This is a genomic window from Pseudomonas salomonii (genome assembly GCF_900107155.1).
GTDB classification, from domain to species: domain Bacteria; phylum Pseudomonadota; class Gammaproteobacteria; order Pseudomonadales; family Pseudomonadaceae; genus Aquipseudomonas; species Aquipseudomonas salomonii.
The window spans coordinates 263,601-277,838 of record NZ_FNOX01000010.1; the positions used below are offsets into that span (position 1 = coordinate 263,601).

5 protein-coding genes are annotated in these 14,238 nt (G+C 60.5%); 2 read left to right on the forward strand and 3 right to left on the reverse strand.

The window, feature by feature from the left end; genetic code table 11:
- Nucleotides 1-2: 2 nt before the first annotated feature.
- The gene (locus tag BLV67_RS23110; protein WP_074854530.1) at nucleotides 3-9,101 is read left to right on the forward strand and encodes a hemagglutinin repeat-containing protein; all 9,099 of its coding nucleotides are present in this window, start codon (nucleotides 3-5) and stop codon (nucleotides 9,099-9,101) included.
- On the forward strand, nucleotides 9,098-10,003 hold the full coding sequence (locus BLV67_RS23115) for a PoNe immunity protein domain-containing protein (protein ID WP_065930367.1): 906 nt from the start codon (nucleotides 9,098-9,100) through the stop codon (nucleotides 10,001-10,003). The genes BLV67_RS23110 and BLV67_RS23115 overlap by 4 nt, the downstream gene beginning before the upstream one ends.
- 220 nt (nucleotides 10,004-10,223) lie before the next feature.
- On the opposite strand, the gene guaA is transcribed toward BLV67_RS23115, so the two are convergent.
- The 3 genes from guaA to BLV67_RS23130 all read right to left on the reverse strand — a co-directional run bounded on the left by guaA (nucleotide 10,224) and on the right by BLV67_RS23130 (nucleotide 14,160).
- A complete protein-coding gene (gene guaA / locus BLV67_RS23120) occupies nucleotides 10,224-11,801 on the reverse strand; it encodes a glutamine-hydrolyzing GMP synthase (RefSeq protein WP_017134673.1) in 1,578 nt (525 codons plus the stop codon).
- 81 nt (nucleotides 11,802-11,882) lie between these two features.
- Nucleotides 11,883-13,352, reverse strand: a complete 1,470-nt coding sequence (gene guaB / locus BLV67_RS23125) for an IMP dehydrogenase (protein WP_016977684.1) — start codon at nucleotides 13,350-13,352, stop codon at nucleotides 11,883-11,885.
- A 259-nt stretch (nucleotides 13,353-13,611) separates the two neighbouring features.
- The gene (locus BLV67_RS23130) at nucleotides 13,612-14,160 is read right to left on the reverse strand and encodes a hypothetical protein (protein ID WP_015885727.1); all 549 of its coding nucleotides are present in this window, start codon (nucleotides 14,158-14,160) and stop codon (nucleotides 13,612-13,614) included.
- Nucleotides 14,161-14,238 lie beyond the last annotated feature (78 nt).

Sequence of the window (14,238 nt, forward strand, 5' to 3'; positions counted from 1 at the left end):
CTATGAACAAGCACCTGTACCGAATTGTTTTCAACAAGGCACGCGGGCTGTTGATGGTGGTGGCGGAGAACGTCACCAGCCAGGTCAAGGCGCCGGGCACTCGCGTCAGCCTCACCACCGCCTCCGCGGGCTGCACGGCAACGCTCGGGCCGATGCGTTTTGCATTGATGATCGCGCTCGGGCTGGTGTCCTGGAGCGCTGTACCGGCGTGGGCGACGGGCACGATTGTGGCCGATCCGGCCGCCGCAGCCAGCCAGCGTCCGACGGTGATTCAAAGCGCCAACGGCACGCCGCAGGTGAATATTCAAGCGCCCAGCGCGGCCGGGGTTTCGCGTAACACCTACAATCAGTTCGATGTCGACCCGCGCGGCGTCATCCTCAACAACAGCGGCGCCAACACCCAAACGCAACTGGGTGGCTGGATCGAAGGCAACGCAGCGATGGCCAAAGGCAGCGCGCGGGTCATCCTCAATGAGGTCAACGCCAGCAACCCCAGCCAGTTACGCGGCTATGTCGAAGTCGCCGGGCAACGCGCCCAGGTGGTCATCGCCAACCCGGCCGGCATCACCTGCGACGGTTGCGGCTTCATCAACGCCAACCGTGCGACCCTGAGCACCGGCCAGGTGCAGCTGGAAAACGGCAGCATCAGCGGCTACACCGTGAACGGCGGCACCCTGAACATTCAGGGCAAGGGCCTTGATAGCCGCGACGCCGATTACACCGATCTGATTGCCCGAACCGTGCAGGTCAATGCGGGTATCTGGGCCAATGACCTTAAGGTCACTGCCGGACGCAATCAGGTCAACGCCGACAACACCCAGGCCAAGCCTCAGGCCGGCGCCGACGGCGACAAGCCAGCCGTCGGCATCGACGTGGCGCAACTGGGCGGAATGTACGCCGGGAAGATCGTGCTGGTGGGGACCGAATCGGGTGTCGGCATGCGCAATGCCGGGCAAATTGGCGCCATGGCGGGTGAAGTGGTCGTCAGCGCAGACGGCAAACTGCACAACATGGGCACAATCAGCGGCACCACGGCCACGCGTATCACTGCCACAAGCGTTGACAATAGCGGCTCACTTTACGCCAAGGGCGATTTGAACCTCACCAGCTCCGGGGATATCGACAACAGCGGCACCATTGCCAGCCAGAATCAAACAACCCTCAGCGCCAATTCGATTCGTAGCACCCAGGGCTCAAGCCTGGCGGCGGGCGCAGGCGTGGACGGCAAACTAGGCAGCAGCGGCAACCTTGCGGTGCGCGCCACCCACGTCAAAGCGCAGGGTCAAAACCTGGCGGCAGGCGATGTCAGCATCCAGGCCGATGATCTGGACCTCAGCGGCAGCCAGACGCAAGGCCGCAATGTCACCCTGACCGCCAACAACGGCGATAGCAATCTCAGTGGCAGCCGCGTGGATGCCAGCCAGACCCTCGCGGCCAACGCGACAAAAACCCTGCGCACAGACAGCGCCAGCGTCAACGCCGACAACCTGCAACTGAACGCCAGTGATCTGTCCAACGTCGGCGGCGAGCTGGTGCAGACCGGCGTCGCCGACACCTCGATAAACGCCACCGCGACCCTCGACAACCGTAGCGGACGAATTGCCTCAAACGCGACCAGTACCCTTATCAGCGCCGGGCGCATCGACAACGGCAGCGGCAGCATCGAACACGCGGGCAAGGGTTCGCTGGGCATTCAGGCCAACCACCTCGGCAGTACCAAAGGCAGCATTGCCAGTAATGGCAGCGTGTCGATCAAGGCTGACGACGTGGTACTGGATGAAGGTCTGGCCCAGGGCCAACAGCTCACGCTTCAGGCCCGCACTCTGTCCAATCAATACGGGCGCATTCTGCAAACGGGGCTGGAGCCTTTACAGATCAATGTCAGCGAGCAATTCAACAATCAGAACGGCCAGGTCAGCAGCCCTGGCGCTGTGGCGATCAACGTTGGCACGCTGAATAATCAGCACGGCAAAGTTGTTGCAACCGACGGCGGCCTGCTGACGGTGACCGCCAGTGATTTGATCGACAACAGCGGCGGAACGCTGGCTGCCAGCGGCGGCGCTGAACTGAGCGGCGCGCGCCTGGAAAATGCTCAGGGCACCCTCAGCGCCGGCAGCACGCTGCAAGCCCGGTTCGGTCAACTGAACAATATCGGCGGCACGCTCGCCTCGACCCAGCGCATGGCGATCATCGCCGGGCAATTCAACAACACCCATGGCGTGCTGGGTTCGGTGCAGTCCGGGCTGTCGGTGAACGTGACCGATGGCGCACTGAACAACGACGCAGGGCGTCTCGAAGCCCAGGGCGACATCGCCGTGGCGGCGCAAGGTGTGAACAACCACAGCGGTGTGATCAGTGGTCTGGCACTGGACCTAAACAGCAACGGCAATCTGTTTGACAACAGCGATGGCACGCTCGACGCACGCGCCACGCTCGACTTGCGCAGCGGCGAATTGCGTAACGCGGCGGGCTTGATTCAGTCTGCAGGCAAACTGTTTATCGACACCGCAAATCAGGCCCTCAATAACCTCGACTCCGGCACCACCAAAGGCATCAGCGGTCAGGATGCCGTGGAAATCCGCAGCGCCAGCGTCAATAACAGCACCGGTTTTTTGAGTACCAAGGGCAATCTGTTGCTCACCGCCAGCGACGTGGTCAACACCAACGGCGGCCAAATCATTGGCGAGAAAACCGTACACGTCGACGGCGCACGCCTGGATAACCGTGGCGGCCAGTTGCAAAGCCTCGGCGACGTCGAGCTGGCACTGGGTCAGGCTCTCATCAATCAGGGTGGCCTGGTCCGCAGTGCAGGCGCGTTGAACCTGAGCACCGATGTGCTCGACAACAGCGCCACCCAGGGCACCAACCTGGGCCTTGAAGGCCGCAGCATGAACCTGGCGGTCAACACCCTCAACAACCAGACCGGTGCCGTGCGCACCGATGAAGGCCTGCTGCTGGGCGTGAGCCAGACGCTGAATAACCAGAGCGGGCTGATCTCTTCGACCGGTGACCTGACCATCCGCGACCGCGACACAGCGCAGCGTCGCCAGTCGGTGAACAACCTCGACGGTACGCTGATTGCCGGCAAGCTGCTGTCGCTCAACGCGGCCTATTACAGCGGCACGGGCCGGGCCCTGAGCTTGGGCGACATCAAGTTCAGGGTGCAGAGCGGCCTTGATCTGAGCGGGCAGATTCAAGCCAACAACGGCGTTGATCTGAGCACCGCCGGAGCGCTCAACAACACCGGGCGTTTGCTGGCGGGCAAGTCCCTGCTGGTCAGCGCGCAGACGCTCGACAACAGCGCCAACGCCGAAATCAGCGCGGGCCAGGTTCGTCTGAACGTCGCTGACACCCTGACCAACCGCGGGCTGATCGACGGCCAGCAAGTCCGCGTGCAGGCAGCGACGCTCAATAACCTCGGCACCGCGCGCCTGTATGGCGACCAACTGGCGATAGCCACCTCGACGTTGAACAACCTCGATGAAAATGGCACCGCAGCGACGATAGCAGCCCGTGAATCACTGAATATCGGCACCGCAACCCTGAATAACCGCGAGCAATCGCTGGTCTTCAGTGCTGGCGATCTCGCCATTGGCGGGACCTTGAGCACGCTCGACACCGCCGAGGGTCGCGCCCAATTGCTGACCAATGCCAGCGCGACCCTCGAAGCGCTTGGCGATCTGTCATTGAACGTACAAAGCGTGCGCAACACCAACGAACATTTCAGCACGCGCGATGTTGAGGTCAGTCGAACGCCTGAGCAGGAATTTCAACTCACCGGCTCGACCAACCGCTACCAAGCCAACGAGATTTCCCTGCGCCACGATGAGGTGAATTACCTGGTCACCCCCGAGGGCCAGCGTGACAACTGGAACCGCTACGACTACACCCGCGTCGTCAACGAAACCCAGATCGCCACCTCGGCCCCGGCGCAGATCCTGTCTGGCGGGACAATGCAGATCAGCGCCGGCGACGTGCTCAACGACAAGAGCCGCATCATCGCCGGAGGACTATTGCAGGCAGACGTCACCAGCCTGACCAACACCGAAGTGTCGGGCCAGCGCACCACCGTCGACAGCGGCAGCGTCACCAATTTCTACCGTATCCAGCGCAAGGGCCGCGACCGGCAAGGCGCGAACACCGCAGCCTATACCCCTGCCCCGCTGATTCAGGATATTTCCCTGCAGCCTACCGTCTTCGCGCAGAACACAGCGGTCAGCGGCACGGGCACCCAGATCAGCGCACGCGGGACTCAGGCCGTCGGCCAGCAGATCGCTTCCACCGGTACGGTCAGCGCTCCGGCCGCCCGTACCTTTCAAGTAGCTCCGATCGTTCAGGTTGCAGCGCAGACCACCCAGAACGCACAAGGCGTGGCCGAGCAAATTCGCACCGGGGGGCCGTCCCTGGAATTGCCGAATAACAGCCTGTTCACCACCCATCCGCAGACCACCAGCAATTACCTGGTCGAAACAGATCCGCGTTTCGCCAGCTATCGCACCTGGCTGTCTTCGGATTACATGCTGGAGCGCTTGCAAGTCGACCCTGCGCTCACCCAGCAGCGTCTCGGCGATGGCTTCTATGAGCAAAAACTGATTCGCGAACAGGTTGCACAACTGACGGGGCGACGCTTTCTCGACGGCTACGCCAACGACGAAGCGCAGTACCGGGCGCTGATCGACAATGCCGTCACCCTTGCCAATCAATGGCAACTGGTGCCGGGCATCGAGTTGTCCCCCGAGCAGATGGCGCAACTGACCAGCGATATCGTCTGGCTGGTACAGAAAAAAGTCACCCTCGCCAGCGGCGAAACCCGCAACGTGCTGGTGCCGCAGGTCTACGTGCGCGTGCAGGAAAGCGACCTTAACGGCTCTGGCTCGCTGATTGCCGGGCAACGCCTGAACCTGAACATTGCCGGTGATCTGGTCAACAGCGGCAGCCTGGCCGGGCGCAGCGTGATGGCGATTACCGCGCAGAACATCGAAAACCTCGGCGGCCGCATCCAGGCCGACAAGGTCTCGCTGACGGCACGGGAAAACCTCGACAACCTCGGCGGCCTGATCGGCGCGACAGACAGCCTCGCCATCAACGCCGGGCGAAACGTCAACGTCGTGTCCAGCAGTCGTGACAGCAGCAGTGCCCAAGGCACCCGCACCAACCTGTCACGGGTGGCCGGGCTGTTCGTCAGCGGCGCTGGCGGCACCCTCGACGTCAGCGCAGGCAAGGACCTCAACCTGACCGGCGCCCAAGTGGTCAACGCCGGCACAGGTGGTAGCACATCGCTCAAGGCAGGCAACACCATCAACCTGGCGACGGTCGGCGAGGCCCATCAGCAATCGGTGAGCTGGAACAGCAGCAACTGGCGCAAGGACGCAAGCCAGACAGAAGTCGGCTCAACCGTTCAGGGCCAGGGCGATGTTCGCTTGAGCGCCGGGCAGGACCTCAATGCGCGGGGCGCGAGCGTCACCAGTCAGCAAGGCGCGGTCATTGCCAACGCCGGGCGCGACGTTAACCTGACGGCTGCGCAAAACAACCAATTCGCTGATGAAGCACACAAGTTCAAAGGCAGCAACGGCTTGTTCTCAAGCAAGACCACCACCACACGCGACACCGTCAACCAAATCCAGGCGCAAGGCTCAACACTCAGTGGCGAACAGACCTACGTTCAGGCTGGCCGCGACATCAACGTGAACGGCAGCAACGTGGTGTCCACCACCCAGACCATTCTGGCGGCAGACAACAACATCAACATCGAAGCGGCGACCGAGAGCAGCAGCGAACGTCACGACAAGTCGGTGAAGACAAGCGGCCTGTTCAGCGGCGGCGGTATCGCGGTCACCCTCGGCACACAGCAGCAGAGCGTCAAAGACCTCACCCTCCGTCAGACGGCGGCGGCCAGTACCGTGGGCTCGACCAGTGGCAATGTGCTGATCGATGCGGGTAAAGGCTATCGCCAAGTGGGCAGCCACGTCTCTGCGCCCGAGGGCAACGTCGACATCACCGGGCAGACCGTCGACATCGTCGAGGCACGCAACACCAGCAAGCGCGAACGTGAAACCCTGTTCAAACAGACCGGGTTCACGCTGACGGTGACAAACCCTGTCATCAGTGCAATCCAGACCACCCAGCAGATGAAGCAGGCATCGGAGAAAACCGATGACGGGCGCATGAAGGCGCTGGCAGCGGCCACGGTCCTGCTGGCCGGTAACAACGCCGCTACGGCGGTGGCAATGGACCCTGGCGCGGCAGGCGGTATCAACATCAGCCTGTCGCTGGGCACCAAGAAGAACGAAAGCAAAACCACCCAGACCAGCGACAGCGCCGCCGGTTCGACCATCACCGCCGGTCAAGATGTGCGCCTGCGCGCGACCGGCGCAGGTGCAGACAGCAACATCACGGTCCAAGGCAGCCAGATCAAGGCTGGGCGTGACGCCAGCCTGATGGCCGACGGCGACATCAACCTGCTCGCCGCCAACAACACCAGCCAGCAAAACACCGACAGCAAGGGCAGCAGCGCCAGCATCGGTATCGGCCTTTCGCTGGGCGGTAGCAGAAACGGCTTTACCCTGGACCTGGGTGCCACCGGAAACCGGGGCCAGGCCGACGGCGACGAGCTGACCCATACCAATACCAAAGTGGAGGCTGGCAACCAGTTGCTGCTGTCATCCGGCGGCGACACGCAGCTTAAGGGGGCGGTGGCCAGTGGCAAAAAAGTCATCGCCGACGTCGGCGGCGATCTTAATATCGAAAGCCTGCAAGACACCAACACGTACAAAGTCGATGAAAAGAGCCTGGGCATCGGCATCAGTCTTTGTATTCCACCGTTCTGCTACGGCATGAGCTCGATAAGCGGTGCCAGCGCAAACTTTGGCGCAACCAACATCGACTCCAACTATGCCAGCGTCACCGAACAATCGGGCATCAAGGCCGGTGATGACGGTTTCGACATCAACGTGCGGGGCAACACCGATTTGGTCGGCGGCGTGATCGCCAGCAGTGACAAGGCCGTGCAGGACGGCAAAAACAGCCTGGTCACATCCAGCCTCACCAGCCGCGACATCAAGAACAAGGCGGATTACGACGCCAATACCGTCAGCCTGGGCGGCGGCTACAACGAAGTCGGCAAGGACCAGAAGGGCAACGCGCAGACTGGCGGCAAGGTTAACCCGGGCACCGACCTGGCCAAAAACGAGAACAAGATCGGCGCCAATATGCCGATCGCCATCAGCGCCAGCGACAAGGCAAGCAGCGTGACACGCAGCGGCATCAGTGGCGGTGCCGTCGTCATTACCGACGACGCCGAGCAGCAGAAACGCACCGGCCAGACCGCTGAACAAACCGTCGCCAGCCTCAACCGTGATGTGTCCAGTGATCGCGATGGCAGCAACTCGCTCAAACCGATCTTCGACGAAGATGAAATCCGCGCCGGTTTTGAGATCGTCAGCGCATTCTCCAACGAAGCCAGTACCTTCCTTGCGAACAAAGCCAGGGAAGCGGACCTCAAACGCCAACAGGCAAAAGAGCTGCAGTCAAAAGCAGACAATCGTGACACGCCAATGAGTGACGCTGCGCGCCTGCAACTGCAGCTCCAGGCGCGGGAGTACTCGGCACAGGCCAACGCGATCTCCGAAAACTGGGGCGCAGGCGGCACCTATCGCCAGATCACCACCGCCCTGATCGGTGCTGCAGGCGGCAATATCAGCGCGGGCAACGCTGCCTTCGTGCAAGGCCTGGTGGTCAATTATGTGCAGCAACGGGGTGCCGGCTACATCGGCGACCTGGTGGCCAAAGGCGAGCTCACCGAAGGCTCGCCACTGCACGCGGCACTGCACGGCATCGTCGCCTGCGCCGGTGCCGCCGCCAGCAGTCAAAGTTGCGGCAGCGGCGCGGCAGGCGCGGCGGCATCAAGCCTGCTCACCGGCCTGTTCTCACAAACCAGCCCCGACGAAAGCGAAGAACAACGCGAAGCCAAACGCAACCTGATCGTCAGCCTGGTGACCGGCCTGGCAGCGACCAGCGCCTCCATCGACCCGACCACCGCCAATACCGCGGCGGGTGCGGCGGTGGATAACAACTGGCTGGCGACACAGCAGATCGTGCAGTTCAAGAAGGAATACGACGAAGCAAAAGGCCTGATTGCCGCTGGCAAAGTCGTTGCCAAATGGTCTTACATCAGCGGCCGGCAGGATGTTCTGACCCAGTTCGGCATCGGCAAGGGGTTGGCCCAGTCAGGCTGGAATGACGTCACGGGCCTCGCCGAATTTGTTGCGCACCCCATCGAAGGGCTTACCGGCCTTGGCCAACTGATTAATAACCCGGAGGCCAGAAAGCAGTTTGGCGACAGCGTCGTCAACGAACTCAACGTCAAGATAGAAACGATCAAGACCGCGCTGGAAGTCGGCGGCGACGAAAACGCCGAAGCCTTGGGCAAGGCCATCGGCGAAATCGCCTGGCAGGTCGGCAGCATTGCAACGGGGGTGGGCGGGGCTGCGAAAGGTGGCGTGGCCCTGGCCAAGGCAGGGATCAAGGTTGGAGCGCAGCAGCTTGAAAAGATGGCTGAGGTGGCGAGCCTCGCCAAATTCGACAAGCTTGTAGCACGCGGCGGGCAGTTCAACCCTAACGGCACCCCGCTGATGGACTTCCGCGCCATGACCAACGCGCAGAAGAGCATCGTCGGGGACATCATGGGTGGAGAGCAAATCAAGACGTTGGTGCCCGGCGCTGAAAAAATTGGCCGGGCTCCCGATATTGGCCAGACAGGCATTGACGATTTGTACAAGGTAGATAAGCCTGGTGTCGACTACCTGATTGTTGAGTACAAATTTGGCTCGTCCAAGCTGAAGCCCACCCGAGATGGGCTGCAGATGAGTGATGATTGGTTACAAGGTAGCTCTACTAACTACAATCGGATTCTGGAGTCTGTCAACGGTAATGAAAAAGCTGCTGATAGCATCAACAAAGCACTACAGGCAGGCCGTGTCGAAAAATGGCTAGTCCATACAGACCCGTTTGGAAATGTCACTGTCGGCGTCCTGGAAAAAAATGGAAAATTTGTAGCTGATCCAGTTGCCACATCAAAACTATTAGGAAGGGCCGCTAAATGATTCGCGCACCATTAGGGGAAATAAGCTACTGGTCTGAGTGGATTGAGTACAACGACGATTACATAAAAAAAGAATCTGTAGCCGCTGATAACAACTCAGGTGATCAGAATTACGCGCCCCAATTCCAATTTACACTTGCTCAGAAACACTGGCACCAAATTCTGCGCAAATACTCAGCCGGATGCCCAATTACTGACTTGGCGCATTATTTCCCCGGTCTGTTAGATGCTTGGGAAGAAGCTGAGCGGCTCGGAGCAGCAGTGTGGACTGCAGAGCAGCAATTCACCCGGCACCACTGGCGCGTCAACTACGACCACTACATCGTTTGCTTCTGGTTGGTCGGCTTGGCACTCGCACTCGACATTCCAGACGAGCAATGGCATCGCTTGCTGGCCTTGATCGGCAATGATGGCGAAGACGTACTTCTTGATCGGATCATTGCCAGCCGCAGCCCAGACCGCAAGATAGGAGCCGTGCTTCTATATCCCAAACCCTATGGTCGTTTGTTGAAGGCAGTAAATGCGCCCTCAGATTCTCAGGCACCGTTGCTCAAAGCCTTTGTCGAGCACTGGTATCTGGAAGTGCGCACTGGCGCGAAATCCGGATCAGACCCGCAAGCGGTCAGCTATCGGCATCCTTATTGGTATACCTATGGCGACCAGAACTTTGAAGGCGGGGCTTATTTTGGTCGTTGGTGTGTAGAAGCCGTAGCTGCCGTGAAGGCGTTTGGAATGGATGACTCGCCATGTCTAGGTCAAGAGCATTATCCGGGAGACCTTTTGAGACCTGATGGCCCTGGCACTCACCCGGCAAGAGAGACAACAGAGCCACATCCACCGTTGGCTTCAGCAAAGAAAGCCGGCTTTTGGGCCCGAATTTTCACCCGGTCCAGTGATAGATAAGCGCCAGTGTGATCAAGCAAGACACGGCTATCGCAAGGCACGCACCCGCCGAGAAGTGCCAACGTCGATGCCGTAGATGGGAGGAATAAAGTGCTTTGAACCTGGTTTGATTCACCGACAGATGAATGCCTTCAAAGCTTTCACGTCAGCAAGAATAAGCCCTTATCGCGGGCATGAAAAAACCGGCAAAAGCCGGTTTTTTTCATGCCTCGCTGTGGGCTCACTCCCACTCAATCGTCGCCGGCGGCTTGCTCGACACGTCATAAGTAACGCGCGAAATGCCTTCGATTTCATTGATGATACGGCCGCTGACCGTCTCCAGCAGCTCGTACGGCAGGTGTGCCCAACGCGCGGTCATGAAGTCGATGGTCTCTACGGCACGCAGCGCAACAACCCACGCATAACGACGGCCATCACCGACAACGCCAACCGATTTCACCGGCTGGAACACCACGAACGCCTGGCTAACTTTGTGGTACCAGTCGGCCTTGCGCAGTTCTTCGATGAAGATGTGGTCGGCGCGACGCAGCAGGTCGGCGTATTCCTTCTTCACTTCACCGAGGATGCGCACGCCCAGGCCCGGGCCCGGGAATGGGTGACGGTAGACCATGTCGTACGGCAGGCCGAGTTCCAGGCCCAGACGTCGGACTTCGTCCTTGAACAGTTCGCGCAGTGGTTCTACCAGTTTGAGGTTCATCTCCTCCGGCAGGCCACCCACGTTGTGGTGGGACTTGATCACGTGGGCCTTGCCGCTCTTGGCGCCAGCCGACTCGATCACGTCAGGGTAGATGGTGCCCTGGGCGAGGTACTTGATGTTGTCCAGTTTGTTGGACTGGGCATCGAACACGTCGATGAAGGTGCGGCCGATGATCTTGCGCTTTTTCTCTGGGTCGCTTTCGCCCGCCAGGTTGTTGAGGAACTGGTCCTCGGCGTTGGCGCGGATCACTTTGACGCCCATGTTCTCGGCGAACATGGCCATCACTTGCTCGCCTTCGTGCAGACGCAGCAGGCCGTTGTCGACGAACACGCACGTCAGCTGGTCGCCGATGGCTTTGTGCAGCAGCGCGGCAACCACGGAGGAGTCAACGCCGCCGGACAGGCCGAGCAATACGTTGTCAGTACCCACCTGGGCACGCACGTTGGCGATGGCGTCTTCAGCAATTTTCGACGGGGTCCACAGGGCTTCGCACTGGCAGATGTCGAGGATGAAGCGCGACAGGATGCGGCCACCTTGCTTGGTGTGGGTCACTTCCGGGTGGAACTGCACGCCGTAGTAGCCGCGCTCGTCGTTGAACATGCCGGCGATCGGGCAGCTCGGGGTGCTGGCCAGGATGTGGAAGTCTTCCGGCATCTTGGTGACCTTGTCACCGTGGCTCATCCACACGTCGAGGCCGAACAGGCCGTCGGCGTCGATGTGGTCTTCGATGCCGTCCAGCAGGCGGCTCTTGCCGACCACGTCGACACGGGCATAACCGAATTCACGCAGTTCGGAACCTTCAACCTTGCCGCCCAGTTGCTCGGCCATGGTCTGCATGCCGTAGCAGATACCGAAGACGGGCACGCCCAGGTCGAATACGGCTTGCGGGCAACGCGGGCTGTTGGCTTCGTGCACGGACTCGGGGCCACCGGCAAGGATGACGCCTTTAGGGGCGAATTCGCGGATCGCTTCGTCATCCATGTCGAACGGGTGCAGTTCGCAGTACACGCCGATTTCACGCACGCGGCGGGCGATCAGCTGGGTGTACTGGGAACCGAAGTCGAGGATCAGGATGCGGTGGGCGTGAATGTCGAGGGCCATGAAGTCAGTCTCGTCTAATGAATCAGAAACAACTCGGGGCTGAAAGAACAGCCCCGGTTACTTAACGTTTTGCTGGAAGCCTCAACCTACGCGGTAGTTCGGCGCTTCCTTGGTGATCTGCACGTCGTGGACATGGGATTCAGCCATGCCGGCGCCGGTGATCCGTACGAACTCTGGCTTGGTGCGCATTTCTTCGATGTCGGCGCTGCCGGTGTAGCCCATCGAGGAACGCAGGCCACCCATCAGTTGATGGATGATCGCGCTCAGGGTGCCTTTGTACGGCACACGGCCTTCGATGCCTTCCGGTACGAGCTTCTCGGCGCCTGCCGAAGAGTCCTGGAAGTAGCGGTCGGAAGAACCTTGCGCCTGGGACATGGCGCCCAGCGAACCCATGCCGCGGTAAGCCTTGTACGAACGGCCCTGGAACAGTTCGATCTCGCCCGGTGCTTCTTCGGTACCGGCGAACATCGAGCCCATCATCACGCAGGAAGCACCGGCGACGATGGCCTTGGACAGGTCACCGGAGAAACGGATGCCGCCGTCGGCGATCAACGGTACGCCAGTGCCTTCAAGGGCAGCAGCCACGTTGGCGATGGCGCTGATTTGCGGCACGCCCACACCGGCGACGATACGCGTGGTGCAGATGGAGCCAGGGCCGATACCGACCTTGACCGCATCGGCGCCGGCTTCGGCCAGGGCCTTGGCAGCTGCGCCGGTGGCGATGTTGCCGCCGATCACTTGTACGTCAGGGAAATTCTGTTTGACCCAGCGCACGCGGTCGATCACGCCTTTGGAGTGACCGTGGGCCGTGTCGACCACCACCACGTCAACACCGGCAGCCACCAGGGCCGAAACGCGGTCACCGGTGTCTTTACCGGTGCCGACCGCAGCGCCGACGCGCAGACGACCTTGATCGTCCTTGCTGGCCAGCGGGTAAGCCTTGGCTTTTTCGATGTCGTTGACGGTCATCATGCCTTTGAGGGCGAATTTGTCGTCGACGATCAGCACGCGCTCTATGCGGTGCTTGTGCAGCAGTTCGCGCACATCGTTCTTGTCGGCGCCTTCCTTGACCGTGACGAGGCGCTCTTTAGGCGTCATCACTTCACGGACGGTGACTTCAAGACGGTTCTCGAAACGCACGTCACGGGAAGTGACGATGCCGACCAGGTCGCCATCGTGCAGTACCGGAACGCCGGAGATGTTGTGCAGGCGGGTCAGGTCGAACAGGTCACGCACGGTGGCGTCGGCTTCGATGGTAATAGGATCTTTCACCACACCGGCTTCGTAACGCTTGACCTTGCGCACTTCGGCAGCTTGCTGCTCGATGGTCATGTTCTTGTGGATGATGCCAATGCCGCCTTCCTGAGCCATGGCGATTGCCAAACGGGCTTCAGTGACGGTGTCCATGGCAGCGGAAACCAGAGGAATATTCAGCTCGATGCCACGGGTTAGGCGGGTCTTGAGACTGACTTCGTTAGGAAGCACCTCGGAATAACCGGGCACTAGGAGAATGTCGTCGAATGTCAGAGCTTCTTGGCTGATACGCAGCATCGCGGGGGCTCCCGAGCGGGAAAATGGAAGCGCGCCATTATATACATGCACCCTGTCGGGCTCAATGTAAAACTCTGACAAACTTGGTAATACTGATAGATGGATAAAACCTGCAGCGCTGGATCGTTCCCACGCTCCGCGTGGGAATGCCGCCAGGGACGCTCCGCGTCCGGGGTCTGCGCAAGGTTGAAGCCCTGCGCTATGGTGACGCGGAGCGTCACGGGATGCATTCCCACGCAGGAGCGTGGGAACGATCGGATTAAAGCTCGACTTTGACCCAACTCATCTTCTGGTCCAGCCAATCGGCAAATTCGTCGATAAAGCTCTGCTTGAACCCCGCCTCCGCCCAGTTGTTGAAGATAAAACCCAGGTTGGAAAACCCGCATTCCTGCAGGAACAGAAACCCATTGATGTCATCTTCATGCCCACACAACGGGCAGGTGAAGTTGTCGGTGTGGCCGGGCATCCAGTCTTCGAGGCTTTCGAACAGTGCCTCGCCGACCTCTTTAAGGCATTCGGGGCAGCCGGCTTCTTCGAGAAAGCCCTTGGCCGGCGTGTAGATGCAGCGCTTGTAGATGATCTCCAGGCCATTGATCGGCTCGTTGAATGGCAGCGCTTCGGGGTGCAGCACCACGGCGCGGGCGCCGTCGGCCAGGGCGTAGGCCATGCGGTTGCCGGTGCGTCCGCAGGTGGTCAGCTCTTCCTTGATGATGTTCTTGCGCACCAGCCAACGCACGATGGCCCGGGCGCGGGGTTCGTGGACGGGCAAGGTGGAGATTTTGGGGACAAGGATGCTTTGGGAGTTCATGGGAGTCCTGCGGTGTGGCGTCTGCCGCCATCGCGGGCAAGCCCGGCTCCCACATTATGCGATGTGAACACAGTCGAT

Excerpts from the sequence above, each read along its gene's own strand:
- BLV67_RS23110 (WP_074854530.1), top strand. The coding sequence starts at position 3 with ATGAACAAGCACCTGTACCGAATTGTTTTCAACAAGGCACGCGGGCTG.
- BLV67_RS23115 (WP_065930367.1), top strand. The coding sequence starts at position 9,098 with ATGATTCGCGCACCATTAGGGGAAATAAGCTACTGGTCTGAGTGGATT.
- guaA (WP_017134673.1), bottom strand. The coding sequence starts at position 11,801 with ATGGCCCTCGACATTCACGCCCACCGCATCCTGATCCTCGACTTCGGT.
- guaB (WP_016977684.1), bottom strand. The coding sequence starts at position 13,352 with ATGCTGCGTATCAGCCAAGAAGCTCTGACATTCGACGACATTCTCCTA.
- BLV67_RS23130 (WP_015885727.1), bottom strand. The coding sequence starts at position 14,160 with ATGAACTCCCAAAGCATCCTTGTCCCCAAAATCTCCACCTTGCCCGTC.